Source organism: Corynebacterium sp. S7 (genome assembly GCF_054401105.1).
The window spans coordinates 1,102,009-1,117,975 of sequence record NZ_CM136760.1 but is presented as its reverse complement, the minus strand read 5'-3'; the positions used below and the strand labels follow the sequence as shown (position 1 = coordinate 1,117,975).

The 15,967-nt window shown below is 55.9% G+C and carries 16 protein-coding genes; 10 read left to right on the top strand and 6 right to left on the bottom strand.

All coding sequences use genetic code 11. The features are described from left to right. Positions 1-2: 2 nt before the first annotated feature. The 3 genes from ACXZ66_RS05420 to ychF form a co-directional block, all read right to left on the bottom strand. Entirely contained in the window at positions 3-356 is a 354-nt protein-coding gene (locus tag ACXZ66_RS05420; RefSeq protein WP_458750870.1) for a hypothetical protein, read from the bottom strand. Positions 357-545: 189 nt separating this feature from the next. After that, positions 546-1,475 (bottom strand): NAD-dependent epimerase/dehydratase family protein, encoded by a 930-nt coding sequence (locus ACXZ66_RS05415; RefSeq protein WP_458750869.1) that lies wholly within the window; start codon positions 1,473-1,475, stop codon positions 546-548. A gap of 96 nt (positions 1,476-1,571) precedes the next feature. Then, positions 1,572-2,657, bottom strand: a complete 1,086-nt coding sequence (ychF, locus tag ACXZ66_RS05410; RefSeq protein ID WP_458750868.1) for a redox-regulated ATPase YchF — start codon at positions 2,655-2,657, stop codon at positions 1,572-1,574. 100 nt (positions 2,658-2,757) lie between these two features. Here ychF and ACXZ66_RS05405 point away from each other — a divergent pair, with 100 nt between their 5' ends. Genes ACXZ66_RS05405 through ACXZ66_RS05395 form a run of 3 tightly spaced genes read left to right on the top strand, consistent with a single transcriptional unit; the run spans position 2,758 to position 6,028 of the window. Next, positions 2,758-4,149 carry an AI-2E family transporter gene (locus ACXZ66_RS05405; RefSeq protein WP_458751287.1) on the top strand — a complete coding sequence of 464 codons (1,392 nt, stop codon included), beginning with the start codon at positions 2,758-2,760 and terminating at the stop codon, positions 4,147-4,149. A gap of 29 nt (positions 4,150-4,178) precedes the next feature. Next, positions 4,179-5,291 carry a DNA recombination protein RmuC gene (locus ACXZ66_RS05400; RefSeq protein WP_458750867.1) on the top strand — a complete coding sequence of 371 codons (1,113 nt, stop codon included), beginning with the start codon at positions 4,179-4,181 and terminating at the stop codon, positions 5,289-5,291. Between the two features lie 59 nt (positions 5,292-5,350). Beyond that, entirely contained in the window at positions 5,351-6,028 is a 678-nt protein-coding gene (locus ACXZ66_RS05395) for a DUF6542 domain-containing protein (protein ID WP_458750866.1), read from the top strand. Positions 6,029-6,046: 18 nt separating this feature from the next. Here ACXZ66_RS05395 and ACXZ66_RS05390 read toward each other — a convergent pair whose 3' ends face one another. Next, positions 6,047-7,012, bottom strand: a complete 966-nt coding sequence (locus tag ACXZ66_RS05390; RefSeq protein WP_458750865.1) for a 4-hydroxy-3-methylbut-2-enyl diphosphate reductase — start codon at positions 7,010-7,012, stop codon at positions 6,047-6,049. A gap of 86 nt (positions 7,013-7,098) precedes the next feature. Between ACXZ66_RS05390 and xseA the strand changes: the two genes are divergently transcribed. Beyond that, a complete protein-coding gene (xseA, locus tag ACXZ66_RS05385) occupies positions 7,099-8,355 on the top strand; it encodes an exodeoxyribonuclease VII large subunit (protein ID WP_458750864.1) in 1,257 nt (418 codons plus the stop codon). A 41-nt stretch (positions 8,356-8,396) separates the two neighbouring features. Then, positions 8,397-8,654, top strand: coding sequence for an exodeoxyribonuclease VII small subunit (locus tag ACXZ66_RS05380; RefSeq protein ID WP_458750863.1), 258 nt, complete (start codon positions 8,397-8,399; stop codon positions 8,652-8,654). 12 nt (positions 8,655-8,666) lie between these two features. On the opposite strand, the gene ACXZ66_RS05375 is transcribed toward ACXZ66_RS05380, so the two are convergent. After that, on the bottom strand, positions 8,667-9,251 hold the full coding sequence (locus tag ACXZ66_RS05375) for a DUF4245 domain-containing protein (RefSeq protein WP_458750862.1): 585 nt from the start codon (positions 9,249-9,251) through the stop codon (positions 8,667-8,669). A gap of 305 nt (positions 9,252-9,556) precedes the next feature. On the opposite strand from ACXZ66_RS05375, the gene glpX reads away from it, so the two are divergent. The 3 genes from glpX to ACXZ66_RS05360 all read left to right on the top strand — a co-directional run bounded on the left by glpX (position 9,557) and on the right by ACXZ66_RS05360 (position 12,686). Continuing rightward, the gene (gene glpX / locus ACXZ66_RS05370; RefSeq protein ID WP_458750861.1) at positions 9,557-10,567 is read left to right on the top strand and encodes a class II fructose-bisphosphatase; all 1,011 of its coding nucleotides are present in this window, start codon (positions 9,557-9,559) and stop codon (positions 10,565-10,567) included. A gap of 116 nt (positions 10,568-10,683) precedes the next feature. Further along, a complete protein-coding gene (locus ACXZ66_RS05365) occupies positions 10,684-12,084 on the top strand; it encodes a class II fumarate hydratase (RefSeq protein WP_458750860.1) in 1,401 nt (466 codons plus the stop codon). Between the two features lie 74 nt (positions 12,085-12,158). Beyond that, positions 12,159-12,686, top strand: coding sequence for a hypothetical protein (locus tag ACXZ66_RS05360; protein WP_458750859.1), 528 nt, complete (start codon positions 12,159-12,161; stop codon positions 12,684-12,686). Here the strand turns inward: ACXZ66_RS05360 and ACXZ66_RS05355 are convergent. Beyond that, positions 12,657-13,571 carry a hypothetical protein gene (locus ACXZ66_RS05355; protein ID WP_458750858.1) on the bottom strand — a complete coding sequence of 305 codons (915 nt, stop codon included), beginning with the start codon at positions 13,569-13,571 and terminating at the stop codon, positions 12,657-12,659. The two genes, ACXZ66_RS05360 and ACXZ66_RS05355, sit on opposite strands and share 30 nt — an antisense overlap. 160 nt (positions 13,572-13,731) lie before the next feature. On the opposite strand from ACXZ66_RS05355, the gene ACXZ66_RS05350 reads away from it, so the two are divergent. Both ACXZ66_RS05350 and ACXZ66_RS05345 read left to right on the top strand, forming a co-directional pair. Further along, entirely contained in the window at positions 13,732-14,364 is a 633-nt protein-coding gene (locus ACXZ66_RS05350) for a TetR family transcriptional regulator (protein ID WP_458750857.1), read from the top strand. Next, on the top strand, positions 14,358-15,914 hold the full coding sequence (locus tag ACXZ66_RS05345) for an MDR family MFS transporter (RefSeq protein WP_458750856.1): 1,557 nt from the start codon (positions 14,358-14,360) through the stop codon (positions 15,912-15,914). Before ACXZ66_RS05350 ends, ACXZ66_RS05345 begins: the two co-directional genes overlap by 7 nt. Positions 15,915-15,967 lie beyond the last annotated feature (53 nt).

The window sequence follows — 15,967 nt, the reverse complement described above, 5'->3', positions numbered from 1 at the left end:
TTCTACTTCGGCCTTCTTCCTCGGTCCACTGGATCTTCCACTTGGCTTGTTTTAAGAACAACAACTATTACGATCGCTGCAACAAGTACCAAGACTCCAAACAGACCTGCCAAGAAAATCGCAGTAATCAAGGCAAACCCGGCGAACATCCGCAGCGCAAAATTCGCCCATCGATCCACCTGCATTATAGCCACCAGAATAATGAAGGTAACACCGCCAGTGAGAAGGCCGAGCAAGAAAGATTCCTCCCGAATTGCAACTGCAATCCCTACAGTAACGGCCAGCACTACCGGCGTTGCGTTGGCAATTTTCTCGAACTCCGAATCGGGGTTAGAGAGAGAATTCGGGCTATTCATTGTCAAGGATTCCGTTCGGTGTCTCGGTTAAGCGCACGCACAGCCATCAATTGTTCTCATCGTAGAACATGCAAGACACCCCCGCTCGAGCATTCTATCCGCGAGAAGCCCTACGGCGAAGCACACACGGTCCCTGGAGAAACGACTTGTTCCAGAAAGGCTTTGCCGGAATTACGCTGCACACCATTCTCAGCCTCTAATTTCTGCACCGATAGCCCTGAGCCCTTCCCGGTACGATGTGACTTCAAAGTTGGGGAATCGCGCCACGAACTTCGTCGAATCAAAGTTATTGTCGTGGGCATATCTAGGAAGTAGTTCCCCCATTTCTCGTGCCTGCTGAGAGACGATGCCCGCAGCTTTGAATACCCATTGAGGAATGACCACGTACCCAGATTTTCTGTTGAAAGCTTCAGCAGCCAACGCGACAAATTCATGGTAGGTGGGGTGCCGCGCATCGATGGGTAGGTGCCAAGTCTGACCGTAGGCATCGGAAGTGTTTCCGAGTAGAGCTAGGGCTCTGCTCGCGTCAGGGGTCCAGATGAGCGAGCGTTTTTTGTTATCACTCACTGGAACGAAAGGACGCTTGCCGGACTTCATCCGATCAATAATGAGCGAATTCGTGAATCCCTGCGTATGTCCTGGCCCATAGAACTCGGGAGCGCGCGCAATGAGCACTGGAATGTCTCCCCGTTTCATCTCATCAAGCACCATCGTCGCCATTTCGGAGCGGACGCGACCTTTCCTCCCTACTGGAGAAAACTTTGTTTCTTCAGTCTGGCGGCGACTGTCCTGCGGATACATATAGGTGTTGTCAAAATAAGCGAATTTGGCTCCAGTCCCCCGGGCAGCTTCTAGCGAGTTTCGCAGCATCGTGGGAAACTGGGACTCCCATAATTCAGTATCTGCAGGCAACCCAGCCGTGAAATATACGATCTCACTGCCCGCCACCGCTACTCTTGTCTGCTCCACATCCAGAAGATTTGCAGACACCGTGCTATCCGAATCATTCACCGGACGGGGATTTCGGCTTACAAGCCGGAGATCTTGGGTAAATCCACGATGGAGCTCACGGGCAAGTTCGATTGCAATTTGGCCATTTGCCCCAAGGATTGTCTGCATTTTCTAGTCGTTCCTCTCATCTGGATCTCCGAGAATAGGTCCGATAATACGGAAATGGTCCTGGAATGAACCAAGACCATTTCTCATTGTCAACGCCTAGACATTGAACTTGAAATCGCACACATCTCCGTCTTGCATAACGTAGTCCTTGCCCTCCATACGAACCTTGCCATGCGCGCGAGCTTCAGCCATCGAGCCGTACTCATCCAAGTCAGCGAAAGAGACAATCTCGGCCTTAATAAAGCCCCTCTCAAAATCAGAGTGGATCACACCAGCTGCCTGAGGAGCCGTGTAGCCCTTGCGAATCTGCCATGCTCGAGCTTCCTTCGGACCAGCGGTCAGGTACGTCTGCAGGCCCAGAGTCTCAAAACCAGCGCGCGCAAGAGTCTGCAAACCAGGTTCAGTCTGGCCAACAGACTCAAGCAGTTCGGCCGCGTCTTCGTCGTCAAGCTCGAGCAACTCAGTCTCGGTCTGCGCATCAAGGAAAACTGCCTCGGCGGGCGCGACGAGCTCGCGCAGCTCTTGCTTCTTCGCATCGTCGGTAAGCACTGCCTCGTCGGAGTTGAAGACGTAAAGGAACGGCTTACCTGTCATGAAGTGCATGTGCTGCAGCAGGGCAAGGTCAATTTCGTTGTTCTTCGAAGCTGCGAACAGGGTGCGGTCATCCTCAAGGATGGCCTGTGCCTTCTTCACCTCGTCGACAGTGGCAGCGAGCTCCTTGTCCTTCTTCGCCTCCTTTTCCAAACGTGGAAGCGCCTTCTCAATGGTCTGCAGATCAGCCAGGATCAGCTCGGTATTAATCACCGAAATGTCATTGGCCGGATCGACCTTGCCATCAACGTGAATCACGTTTTCGTCGGCGAAGGCACGCACGACCTGGCAAATCGCATCAGCTTCACGAATGTTAGCCAGGAACTCATTGCCCATGCCTTCACCCTCGGAAGCGCCCTTCACAATGCCCGCGATGTCCACGAAAGACACTGTTGCAGGCAGAATGCGCTCGGAGCCGAAAATTTCGGCAAGGCGGTTCAACCGCTCGTCGGGAAGCTCAACTACGCCCACGTTCGGCTCAATCGTTGCGAACGGGTAGTTCGCAGCGAGAACATCGTTGCGCGTCAACGCATTGAACAGGGTCGATTTTCCTACGTTGGGCAATCCAACAATTCCAAGTGTAAGGCTCACGGTGGCCAATTCTATCCCACGCCTGCCCAGGCCACACTTATAGGGCAATATAGAAGAGGTGAGTTCTACAAACAGCGAGCGCCGAGAAAGTGCCGAAAACATTTCGCATGACGACGACGAGTGGGACGAGATAGCCGCGCCGGTCGACGACGACCATAGCGATCAAATCGACCGCACCATTGTCGTCGATTCGTGGCTCAAAGGCGCCGCAACATTATCCTTGCGGCTCCTCGTCATCGGTATCGCACTGTTTGCCCTGTGGTACGTGGTGCGTACTTTCTGGGGCGGAGTTCTCCCCGTCATCCTGGCCATCATCGTGTGTACGGTGCTGGCACCGGCGACCACCTGGATGCGCAAACACGGCGTTCCGTCTGCCATAGCCGCACTTATCTCCATTCTGATCTTCTTCGTCGGCTTGGGCTTCCTGATCTCGCTAATCGCCCCAGATATCGCCTCACACTCACAAGTTCTGTACTTGCAAGCAGTTGAAGGTATCCAGCGGCTCCAGCTCTGGGCGCAGGGAGAACCACTAAATATCGACGCGGCTGACATGGAAAGCGTTGTCAACGACATTGCCTCCTGGCTCCAAGCACAGGCCGGCACAATTGCAGGTGGTGTGTTCGCCGGAATCAGCACTGCTTCTTCGGTGATTGTCACCCTCGGTGTCGTGCTCGTTTTAACCTTCTTCTTCCTTAAGGACGGCCACAAGTTCCTGCCATGGCTGCGCAATGCAACAGGTCGCCGTGTTGGCATGCACGCCACCGAATTGCTCACGCGCGCTTGGTCGACGCTGGGCGGATACGTCCAAACTCAGGCGATTGTGTCCTTCGTCGATGCGCTGTTCATCGGTATCGGTATCGCAATTGTGGGCGTCCCCATGGCCTTCACCCTGGCTGTGATCACCTTCATTGCAGGCTTTATCCCAATCGTTGGTGCGTTCACCGCCGGTGCGCTGGCCGTGATCGTTGCCTTGGTCTCGCTTGGATTCACAGAGGCCGTCATCGTGTTGATCATCGTGATCGCCGTTCAGCAAATCGAGGGCAACATTTTGCAGCCGATCCTGCAATCGCGTGCGATGAATCTGCACGCCGTGGTGATCTTGGTTTCCGTCTCCGTCGGCGGTGGCCTCTTCGGGCTCGTCGGTGCCTTCCTCGCGGTTCCTTTCGCCGCGATGGTCGCGGTGGTCTACCGCTACCTGCAGGATATGACTGCGCTGCAAGCAGGTGAAAAGCACGCCGACGAAATCAAATTTGTCACCCGAGAGGGCGAAATCATTGGCAAGATCCGCGAAAACGAAAGCCGCCAGCAACGTCAAGCGTGGCGCGAGGATCTAGATTGGGAGCCCGAGCGGGTTCCAAGCAGCGCTAAAGGAACGCGTGACGACGATGACGCCACCACAGACGAATCTGCTGAAAAGAGCCAGAATGATCAAGACAGAGTCCGCAAATCTCTAGCACGCACATTCGATAGATTGAAGCGTCCGAAGCAGTAGTGTCGCACGCGTATGGCATAGTGCGTTTCATGAGTGCGACCGTTTCCGTTTTCCTCTCTCTGCTGGTGGGCCTTGTGCTCGGCTTCGCTCTGGGATATCTCTTCCGTGGCCAAAAGGCTGCCCAACAGGCTCAACAAGCTCAGCAGGATGCATCTGTTAAACAACCCGAACTGGATATCACGGCCTACACCGTGGAGCTTGAGCGTTTAACCAAACAGATCGATGAGATGGACGAAGATAGGGCCGTTGCCTATTCCGCCCTGGCCAGCCAAGTCCAAGCGATGACGCGTACTTCTACCAGGCTTTCGGATCGCACTGACCAGCTGATTAACGCGTTGCGCTCACCGCAGACTCGTGGCCGCTGGGGAGAAATCCAGCTCGAGCGCGTCGTCGAGCTGGGAGGCATGGTCGAACACTGTGACTTTGCCGTGCAGGTCTCTGCCCGTGTCAATGGCCAAATCCTGCGTCCGGACATGATTATCAGGCTCAGCGCGGGTCGCAATATCATCGTCGATGCCAAGGTTCCTTTTGCTTCCTATCTGGATGCCCTGGATACAGATGATCCCGAGGAAAAGCAGGGGTACCTTCGTCGTCACGCGCATTTGCTCCGCAGCCACGTGGACACCTTGGCGTCAAAGGATTACATCTCGGCGTTTCAGCCAACCCCGGAGTTCGTGGTGCTTTTTGTCCCGGCGGACCCCTTCTTGGACGCCGCTCTCGAGCAAGACCCGGAATTGCTTGATTATTCCTTCTCGCGTGACGTCGTCATTGCAACGCCGACGACCTTGTTCGCGTTGTTGCGCACTGTTGGATTGGGCTGGAAACAGGAAGACATTTCGGAACGCGCGCGCGAAGTGCAGCGTTTAGGAGCCGAGCTGTACACCAGGATTAACACGATGGGCGAACACTACAATCGGGTCGGCCAGTCGCTAGAGAAAGCCACCGAGGCATTCAACGCCACCTTAGGTTCCATGGATTCTCGCGTAATGGTTACTGCACGCAAACTCGCTGAACTTGATATCCCTACTCGCTCAAGCAAAAGGCCGACTCGGTTAGAAAGCGTGACCGCTACTCCCCGGCAAGTGCCTCCTCCTTCTGAAGAGGAAGATGCGCAAGGCAGTTTCTCCTGGGAGCAAAGTTAAACGCGAATCACTGGGGCGAGGATCGTGTCTAAGGCTCTTTCCCGGTAGAGTGTTAAATCGTGTCATATCAATCTAGCCGAAGAAGCAGGCGCTCTTCCTCCGAGTTTGAGGGGCTTTCTCTCTACTCCAGTATCGGGATCATCATTGCTGCTCTGCTCACCGGTTTGTTGATCAGCTGGTATTTCCACACGCTCGGCTGGCCATTCTTAGCGTTGTTTGTTGTCTCCAGCGTGGTAGTTACCCTGCTGACCAATCCGAAGAACCTGTATCTCGTAGTCATTTTGATCCCCATCTTGTTCACAGTGTTTTTGGTGATCACTAGCTGGGTGGTGAACTGGGCAGATCTACCCGACTACGGGGATCCGTTCTCCACCACATCGCTTCTGTTGTCGGTGTATCCGCTGGTCCAGCACTTCCCCGTCCTAGCGGTGACATTCCTCGGTTGCATCGCAATCGCGCTGGTGCGCATCCGGCTACTCAAGCGGTATAACAAGGTCGCAGCCGAGAAACTACTCTCAGAGCGCCAACAGGTTTCCCGCGGGAACCACGAAAATAACCGCACGGCTAGGCGGGCTCGGGAGCAGTCTCGCCAAGTCTCGGTCCAAGAGCTAGTCAACCGCAGGAATCAACGCGCAACCAGGTCACCTCGTCGTCCAGCGGACCGCCTAGAAAACAGAAAGTCCAGCCAAGACCGGAATCCCGGTCATCGGCTGGACGATGATATCTACGGCGACTAGTACTTTTAGGTACTTCTTTTAGGTGCGCGCTGGACGCAGGTCGCGTGGCAGCGCGAAGGAGATAGTCTCCGTGGTTGTGGTGACCTGCTCGACGTTGCTGTAACCGCGCTCATCGAGCCACTCGACAACTTCGCGGACGAGGATCTCCGGGACAGAAGCACCAGAGGTCACACCCACGGTGTTTACTCCCTCGAGCCAAGCCTCGTCGATCTGACTTGCATAATCCACCAGGTGTGAAGCGTTGGAACCCGCGTCAAGAGCAACCTCAACGAGGCGCTTCGAGTTTGAGGAGTTCTGCGAACCCACCACGATCATCAGCTCGACCTTTTCAGCGATAGCCTTTACAGCCTGCTGGCGGTTCTGGGTTGCGTAGCAGATATCGTCGCTAGGAGGATCTTCCAGGTTCGGGTACTTCTGGCGCAACTTCGTTACAATCTCCATGGTTTCGTCGACGGACAAGGTGGTCTGAGACAGCCACACCAGCTTCTGGTCCTCTGGGAAATCTGGGGCGGAATCCACGCCTTCAACACCATCGATCAGATGGGTAATTTCTGGAGCTTCTCCGGCAGTGCCTTCGACCTCTTCGTGGCCCTCGTGGCCAACAAGGAGAATCTGGTAACCATCGCGAGCAAAACGCTTGGCCTCGTTGTGCACCTTTGTCACCAGCGGGCATGAAGCGTCCAAGGTCTGCTGGTTACGCGAAAGCGCGAGCTCTCGAACCGCAGGGGAAATACCGTGGGCCGAAAAGACCAGGTGTGCGCCTTCTGGAGCCTCGTCTGCTTCATTCACAAAGATGACGCCGCGCTTCTCCAGCGTCTCTACAACATACTTGTTGTGAACGATCTCTTTGCGCACGTAAACCGGAGCACCATACTTTTCCAGTGCTTTTTCCACGGTCTCCACCGCGCGATCAACACCAGCGCAGTAGCCGCGGGGTGCAGCGAGAAGCACATTCTTAGGTGCGTCATTAATTGCAGAACTCATGGATCCCAGCGTATCTAATCGCAGTCTAAAAGGATAGGCTGGGTGAGTTCAGGCGCCCAGCATAAACCGAGTAAGGAGGATCACAGGTGGACAATAACGGGAGTAAACCGCCCGCAAGCACATCTGAAACGCCGTGGCCCGTTCGTCGGGTGAATTCCACGGTTAAAGGTTGGATTGAGCGACTGGGCTTCTTGTGGGTTGAGGGTCAGCTAACTCAGGTCAACATGAAGCCAACATGGAAGCTGTCCTACCTCACGCTGCGTGACACCGAAGAGCAAGCGAGTGTCCAGCTCACGTGCTCGACGAGCTTGCTACGCAACATGCCTACCCCACTGAAAGACGGCGACCACGTGGTTATCCACGGAAAGCCTGCTTTCTTCGAAGGACGCGCGTCCTTCTCTTTGTGGGTGACAGAGATTCGCCATGTCGGCGAGGGGGAGCTGCTGGCGCGCATCGAGATGTTAAGAAAGCAGCTCGCTGCCGAAGGCCTGTTCGACCCCTCCCGCAAGAAGCCTCTGCCCTACCTTCCCAACAAAGTCGGGCTGATTACGGGCCGTGGTTCTGCTGCAGAACGCGATGTGCTTTCCGTGTCGCAAGATCGCTGGCCGGCAGTATCCTTCCGGGTGATCAATACTGCAGTTCAAGGAGCGAATGCCGTGCCCGAAATCATCGAGGCACTTCGTGTACTCGACGCCGACCCGGAAGTTGATATCATCATCATCGCCCGCGGTGGCGGATCCGTGGAGGATCTCCTTCCCTTTTCGGAAGAGGCCCTCCAACGCGCCGTTTCTTCAGCGCACACCCCAGTTGTTTCAGCCATCGGCCACGAACCCGACAACCCCGTCCTTGATAACGTTGCCGACCTGCGCGCAGCAACACCAACGGACGCAGCAAAACGCGTCGTACCCGACGTTGCTCAAGAACGCGCACTCGTCGTAGAAGCTCGCTCTCGCATGGCAGCCGCACTGCGCGGTTGGGTGGAACGCGAACGCCGCGGCCTAGCCAATGTCCGCTCTCGTCCGGTGCTGGCGAATCCGCTCACACCAATCAATGTGCGTCGCGACGAGTTGGAGCGCTCCCGCACGTCCATCCGCAAGGAAATGACCTATCTGCTCGGGCAAGAAACCGCCACTATTCGTTCCCTTCGCGCCCAAGTATCCGCACTAGGGCCTTCGGCGACTTTGGAGCGCGGCTACGCGGTTGTCCAAGTGCTGCCACGGGATCATTCAGGCCCAGAAGTTGTTACCAGCATTACTCAAGCCCCTCCAGGATCACAGCTGCGCATTCGCGTGGGAGACGGCTCGATTACTGCTGCCGGAATGTCCACCTCGCCCGCAGATTAAGCAAATTCAACCGAAGAACCTTTAGAAGGAGAACTCATTACATGTCCGAAAACATTGTTGGCCAAGGTCAAGCAGGAGAAAACGCTTTCCCCGACCCTGAATCCTTGACTTACGAGCAGGCCCGTGACGAACTGATCGAAACCGTGAAAATCTTGGAGCTCGGCCAGATGAGCCTCGATGAATCGCTCAAGTACTGGGAGCGCGGTGAGGCCCTCGCAAAACGTTGCGAGGTACTTCTGGATGGTGCATCCGCCCGCGTCGAGCAGGCGTTGGGTACAGATAACCCGGAATCTGAATAGGGCTAAATAGGGCTACTGCACCGGCACGGAGGTATCAATCGGTGCGGTTGTGATGGCTGTAGAAATCAGCTCGTCGAATTCCGCATCGGTGCCGGCCCCCGTAAAGATGAGGCGGGAATCCTGCATGTCAAGCGCCCACACATCACGCACATCGCGTTCTTCGGAGGTGTATTTCAGCACGTCCTGACCAGCAATTTGCACGGTGTCGGTGTGCTGGCGTGGGTCGTCGTCGATAGCTGCAACTGCGGTCTTTAAATCTGCACCCGTTTGGGTCATGGCAACGTAGCCGGTATCTGGTGTCACCCAACCGATGACAGGAGCAGGCTGGCCGTCAATCATGGAACGCCGAGCAGAGTTGGTGACCCAGCCCTCGGGCATTTCTGGGTAGCGCACCGGATAGTTCACCGCACGTGCTTCCATGTCGGTGAAGGTCTTCGCGTCCACTTCCTGGACGGGACCGTTCTCGGGAGCCCCTGGGTTAAAGGAACATAACCCCGTAAAACCCACGGACACAAACATCACGAGGACGAGTAATCCGATGGACAAAACCATGTCTCGTCCATCCTGAAAAATGCGGGGTTTCTCTTGTGCAGCCACGCTGGACAGTATTCCATGTCTACGGGGTTCCACCAACCCACCCCCAAAATGTGGTGTGGAGAGCCCTATCTAGGGCAAATCTATGGCAAATCTATTGCAAAACACATGCACTCTGTAGTGACGGTCGGCACATACCCCCAAACGGTACAAAGATTCCACACTCTCGGACACAAAAGTGCCACAATAGTGTGAGGTTAAGGTGCGCGTTACTCTGATGCATTAGTTATGCATGGATCACGTGCGCTGCAGACTTTTGAAAGTCTTTTTAAACATGTCACTTAAGCATCTCACCAGGAGGCCACCGTATGTCCGCGACTTCGTCGGAACGCCCAGACCGTAATCTCGCCATGGAACTAGTCCGCGTCACGGAGGCTGCAGCACTGGCTTCTGGTCGCTGGGTCGGCCGTGGCCAGAAGAACGAGGGCGACGGCGCCGCTGTTGAAGCGATGCGTCAGATGATTAACTCAGTCAACATGGACGGCATCATCGTCATTGGTGAGGGCGAGAAGGACGAAGCTCCAATGTTGTTCAACGGCGAGAACGTCGGCAACGGCGAAGGTGCCGCGGTTGACATCGCAGTTGATCCAGTCGATGGTACCCGCCTGATGGCTGAGGGCCGTCCGAACGCGATTTCTGTCATTGCTGCTGCTGAGCGCGGCACAATGTACAACCCGAAGGATGCCTTCTACATGAACAAGATCGCCACCGGCCCAGAGGCCGCTGGCAAGATCGACATCACGGCTCCTGTTGCTCATAACATTTCCGTTGTTGCGAAGGCTAAGGGGATTACCCCTTCAGACGTGACTGTGGTCGTGCTGGACCGTCCTCGCCACACCCAGTTGGTCCAGGACATCCGCGACGCTGGAGCAAAGGTCCGTTTCATCATGGATGGTGACGTTGCAGGTGCTATCGCTACCGCGCAGGAAAACAACTCCATCGACTTGGCAATGGGCATCGGCGGCACCCCTGAAGGCGTCATCACCGCGTGTGCGATGAAGTGCCTCGATGGCGAGATCCAGGGCATGCTGGCACCGCAGTCCGACGAAGAGCTCGAAAAAGTGCTGGCTGCTGGCCACGACCTGACTCGTGTGCTGACCCACCACGACCTTGTCACCTCGAACCACTGCTACTTCGCAGCAACCGGTGTTACTAACGGTGACATGCTCCGTGGCGTGTCTTACCGCTCGAACGGTGCAACCACCCGCTCCTTGGTCATGCGCTCGAAGTCCGGCACCGTCCGCCACATCGAGAGCTTGCACAAGCTGGCAAAGCTGCAGGAATACTCCGTGGTGGATTACAACGACCCACAAAACTAAATCGCTGTAAAAGCGCGGTCGTGCCAGTCGGCTACCCTAGAGGTACGTGTGAGCACGTCCGCGGATCTCACTCAGATAAGCAATCAAACATCACTTAAGTAGTAAAGGACTAGTAAATGACCGAGCAGGAATACCGCATCGAACACGACACCATGGGTGAAGTAAAGGTCCCAGTTAACGCTCTGTGGCGCGCACAGACCCAGCGCGCAGTGGAGAACTTCCCTATCTCCGGCCGTGGCCTGGAGTCCGCTCAGATCCGTGCACTTGGCCTGCTCAAGGCTGCATGTGCACAGGTGAACAAGGATTCCGGTGCTCTTGATGCAACGAAGGCAGATGCCATCATTGCAGCGGCTATGGAAATCGCTGATGGTGCCCACGATGATCAGTTCCCAATCGATGTGTTCCAGACCGGTTCCGGTACTTCTTCCAACATGAACACCAACGAGGTCATCGCTTCTTTGGCGAAGCAGAACGGTGTGGAGATCCACCCGAACGATGACGTCAACATGGGTCAGTCCTCCAACGACACCTTCCCAACTGCAACCCACGTGGCTGCTACCGAAGCTGCTGTCAACGATCTCATCCCAGGCCTGAAGGTGCTGCAGGAGTCCCTGCAGAACAAAGCAAATGAGTGGAAAGAGGTTGTTAAGTCCGGCCGTACCCACCTCATGGACGCTGTCCCTGTGACCTTGGGTCAGGAATTCGGTGGCTACGCTCGCCAGATCGAGCTGGGTATCGAGCGCATCGAAGCAACCCTGCCTCGCCTGGGCGAGCTTGCTATCGGCGGCACCGCTACCGGCACCGGCCTGAACACCCCGGCTGACTTCGGTGCAAAGGTCACCGAGGAGCTCAAGAAGCTCACCGGTGTCCAGGAGCTGTCCGAGGCCAAGAACCACTTCGAGGCTCAGGCTAACCGCGACGCTCTCGTTGAGTTCTCCGGCGCCATGCGCGTTGTTGCTGTCTCCTTCTACAAGATCGCCAACGATATCCGCCTGATGGGCTCTGGTCCATTGACCGGCTTCGCCGAGATCCACCTGCCTGACCTGCAGCCAGGCTCCTCCATCATGCCGGGCAAGGTCAACCCAGTTCTGTGTGAGACCGCAACCCAGGTTTCCGCTCAGGTCATCGGCAACGACGCTGCCGTTGCTTTTGCTGGCACCCAGGGCCAGTTCGAGCTCAACGTGTTCATCCCTGTGATGGCACGCAACGTGCTTGAGTCCGCTCGCCTGCTGGCTAACACCGCTCGTCAGTTCGCTACCAAGCTGGTTGATGGCATCACACCAAACGTCGATCGTATGAAGACTCTGGCTGAGTCCTCCCCTTCGATCGTCACCCCGCTGAACTCGGCAATTGGTTACGAAAACGCAGCTAAGGTCGCAAAGACTGCGCTGGCAGAGGGCAAGACCATCCGCCAGACCGTCATTGACATGGGCTTCGTCGACGGCACCACCCTCACCGAGGAAGAGCTCGACCGTCGCCTTGACGTTCTGAGCATGGCAAACACTGACCGCGACTAGTTTTAACTAGTGCGATCAGGTCCACATAATTAAAGGGAGCCGGCCCGTGGGATTTCCTCGGGCCGGTTTAGCATATGAGTGACTCATTTTCTGACGTAAAAAATTCCACCGGCTCGAATCGCCCCGTGGTTGCCGGTGGCATTATCGTGCTCATCGTCGCAGTCATCGCCGCCATTGCGGCGGGCGGGATCGCATTTTCGCGTAACGACGAGGCCTCTACCTCCACCACCCCAGAAACCGTCACCGTGACGGCTACTCCGCCGACTCCCGGTGCCTCCCCCGATGCTCCTCCTGCCGGAACCTACGTTGGTGAGCTGGTTAGCGTTTCCGAGGCGACTCAAGGCCAACGCTGGCAGGCAGTTGCAACATTCGGCGGCGACACCGCGATGATCGTCTATCCCGACCAGGGCTGTGTGGTGTCTCTCCAGCCACTGACCAGCGAACTCTATTCCTCAACCGCGTTGACGAATAGCTGCTCCGGAACTGAGGGGGCGTGGACTATTTCGGTTCCTGAGTCCGGCCTCGTCGAGGTGGCTTACTCCATCAACGGTGTCAATGAAGTCGAGGGCACCTTATCCTTCGGGGTTCCCGTCAATCCGTAAAAGGCGCGTCAAGTAATCGTTCGGTGTAATCACGATTGCTTGAGCGTCCCTATCGAACGAGGACAGCGTTTCCACCTGGCCTTCATACCAAAAGTGCAAAAGCCTAGAAAGCGGCTTCCTCGTTGGATAAGTCACCGCAAGCTTGGCCATGTTATTTAGGGAAGCTACCAGCTCTTCTCCCTCGCTAACAGGTGACACAAGGATCGTGCCGTGCGTAGGGATGGCAAAAAGCAGGCCCTTGTCGCGTGCGACCCGTGGGGCAAATGTATCCAGCACGAGGGCCAAATCCAACGCAGCCGACGCGAGCTCAGAGCCAACAGCCTCGATTGCGATGATTCCTTGACCGTTGTCGGTTACCTGGACATCAAACGTCGATTCTATGTCTGCGCGCAGATTCACGGAGGCCGCATGACGAAGCGTCTCGGGATCGTCGATACGCGCTAAAGCCTCATCAGACATGGTCTTATAACCGTCGCCGGTATCTAACACAATGGTCGCGGTTGTGTCGTTGGTAAATGTGCCTTCGCCCTCGTCGACTTGCACGAGCCGTGGGCGCAAGGATGCATACACGGATGCAGTCTCAGAGCCCTTGCCCTGCGGGCTGGCCAGCATCTGATCCACCAGTGCTGTCGCGATACGCCGTGGTGCCTTCGGGTGAACGCTAGACCCTAACTGACGAACCGCGCTTGAAACGTCGGCGCTGACCTTGCCGAGTCGGGGATGATCGAGCAACACCGTTTTGCCGTTGATCCGGATCGCAGCACCGCGTTGCTCTGCGGCTTTACGAAGCTCCGTGCGTAGATCGTTGGCTCGCTCACGGTCCAGGCCTGGGAAATTCGCGTCAGGCTCCGCAGGCTTGCGACGGGAAGGACTAAAGAATCGCACGATGTGCACCTACTTTCTCTTGCCAACCAGCGTAGACGTATCCAGAAAAATGTGAAAGGCCGATTGTGGATGCGACCCCATTCACAATCATTTTCGTGAGAGATTATCATCTTACCTTAGCGAAGTAGAAAACTTTTGCACCGAGTGTAATATGTGCTCGGTGAGCATTTCTTCGTCAGAGGGAGTGCGTGAGAAAAAGCGGCGTCACACACGGTGGCGCATTTTCGACGAAGCCCTGACTCTTATCGAGCGTCAGGGTTTTGACAACGTCACAATTGACGCCATCTGCGAAGCCGCTGAAATCTCACGCCGGACCTTCTTCAACTACTTGGACTCCAAGGACGACCTCGTCATTGGAGCGTTTCCTGCTGAACTGCCCCAAGCAGCACACGAACGGATTGCCACCACAAAAACAGATAACATCGTCGCCTCAATTCTCTCGGAGATTGAGGCAAACGTTGACCCTCTCGATCGTGGATTCGAGGTCCGCCAGCGCCGCATCATCATGAAAGATAAAGGCTTGGCTATGACCGCAATGTCTAGGGTGCGACACTCTTTGAAGCCCACCCACCAAGTACTCGAGAGGCATTACAGCACCTTCCCTGAAGACAGGAAGCTGGAAAACGAGCCTCTTTCGGTAGAGATTCACCTTGTTTTCCTCCAAGTCATGTCCGCGGTAAGCGTGTATTTGCTTCATCCGGAATTCGCACCCACTGAGTCGCAGTCAGAAATTGACCAGCTACTCAACGCAGCGGCACTTTCCGCCCGTTTTTCTAAGGAGTTAATTTGGTAGATAACCAAACAGACCGTGCGTCCGCCGCCGCGCCCCGAATCGGTCTGATTTTCACCGCACTCATCACCACCATGATGATGAGTTCGCTAGCGCAGATGATCTTCTCTACCGCGCTGCCCACCATTGTTGGTGAGCTCGGTGGCGTGGAGCACATGAGTTGGGTCATCTCGGCATTCTTGGTCACCATGACCATTGCCATGCCAATTTTCGGCAAGGTCGGCGACATGATCGGCCGTAAATGGCTCTACATCTTCGGCATTGCGCTGTTCGTGATTGGCTCCACCATCGGTGGCTTTGCCAACTCGATGACCTGGCTTGTTATTGGCCGAGCTATCCAGGGCTTCGGCGGTGGCGGCATGATGGTGACGTCGCAGTCGATCGTCGCTGAAATCATCCCAGCGCGCCAACGTGGCAAGTTCCAGGGTCTGATGGGCGCCGCCTTCGGTGTTTCCTCGGTGCTTGGCCCAGTCCTCGGTGGTTGGTTCACTGACGGCCCGGGTTGGCGTTGGGGCATGTGGATGAACATCCCACTTGGCCTGATTGCCATTGCCATTAGTTGGGCCGTTCTGCACCTGCGCACGGGTTCTGCCGAGCGCAAGAGCTTCGACTGGCTGGGTACTATGCTCATGGCAGTAGCTACCGCAAGTCTGATTTTGTTCACCACATGGGGTGGCAATCAGTACGCGTGGAACTCGCCTACCATCATTGGTTTGATCATTGTGACCATCGCAGCGGCTGTTGCTTTCGTGATCGTCGAGTTGCGCGCTGAGAACCCACTGATTCCAATGGAGCTGTTTAAGAACCGCAACATGGTGCTCACCACCGCCGGTGGTACTGTCCTCGGTCTGGCTATGACAGGCGCATTGTCCTACCTGCCTACCTATTTGCAGATGGTGCACGGTATGTCGCCTTCCTCGGCAGGTCTGATGATGATCCCGATGATGTTCGGTATGCTCGGCACCTCGACGATTGTCGGTTTCGTGATCACTCGCACGGGTAATTACAAGATCTACCCGATTATCGGTATGGGCATTGTGGCAGTGGCACTCTTCCTGTTCTCTACCCTGACTACCGCGACGTCACTGGTCACCATCGGCGTTTACTTCTTCATCTTCGGCTTCGGCCTGGGATTGGTCATGCAGGTGCTGGTGTTGATCGTGCAAAACTCCTTCCCGATCACCATGGTTGGTACGGCCACGGCCGCGAACAACTTCTTCCGCCAGCTCGGCTCCTCGCTCGGTGCGTCTCTGATCGGTTCGATGTTCTCTATGAACCTAATCAACCAATTGGAGGCGAACCTGCCTGGCGCCTTCGCCCAGATGGGCTCCGAGGGCGCGCCTTATGCCCAGGCATTCGCCGCGGGAGGCGCGACAAGCTCGCTGACCCCGAGTGCTGTACTGGAGTTCCCGACCATTTTGCGCGAGGCAATCATGACTAGCTACAACGACGCGTTGACTCCCGTCTTCTTGCTCATGGTGCCGCTAGCCATCGTGGCAATGTTGCTGATGTTCCCTATCACTGAGGAAAAACTCAAGGACACAGTGGAATAGACAGTGCACTAATAAAACAATTCAGGGCCCCAAGCGAACTGCTTGGGGCCCTG

What these genes read in the sequence shown, in the direction of transcription:
- ACXZ66_RS05420 (WP_458750870.1), bottom strand. Translation starts at nt 356, where the DNA reads ATGAATAGCCCGAATTCTCTCTCTAACCCCGATTCGGAGTTCGAGAAA.
- ACXZ66_RS05415 (WP_458750869.1), bottom strand. Translation starts at nt 1,475, where the DNA reads ATGCAGACAATCCTTGGGGCAAATGGCCAAATTGCAATCGAACTTGCC.
- ACXZ66_RS05400 (WP_458750867.1), top strand. Translation starts at nt 4,179, where the DNA reads ATGAGTGCGACCGTTTCCGTTTTCCTCTCTCTGCTGGTGGGCCTTGTG.
- ACXZ66_RS05390 (WP_458750865.1), bottom strand. Translation starts at nt 7,012, where the DNA reads ATGAGTTCTGCAATTAATGACGCACCTAAGAATGTGCTTCTCGCTGCA.
- ACXZ66_RS05380 (WP_458750863.1), top strand. Translation starts at nt 8,397, where the DNA reads ATGTCCGAAAACATTGTTGGCCAAGGTCAAGCAGGAGAAAACGCTTTC.
- glpX (WP_458750861.1), top strand. Translation starts at nt 9,557, where the DNA reads ATGTCCGCGACTTCGTCGGAACGCCCAGACCGTAATCTCGCCATGGAA.
- ACXZ66_RS05365 (WP_458750860.1), top strand. Translation starts at nt 10,684, where the DNA reads ATGACCGAGCAGGAATACCGCATCGAACACGACACCATGGGTGAAGTA.
- ACXZ66_RS05360 (WP_458750859.1), top strand. Translation starts at nt 12,159, where the DNA reads ATGAGTGACTCATTTTCTGACGTAAAAAATTCCACCGGCTCGAATCGC.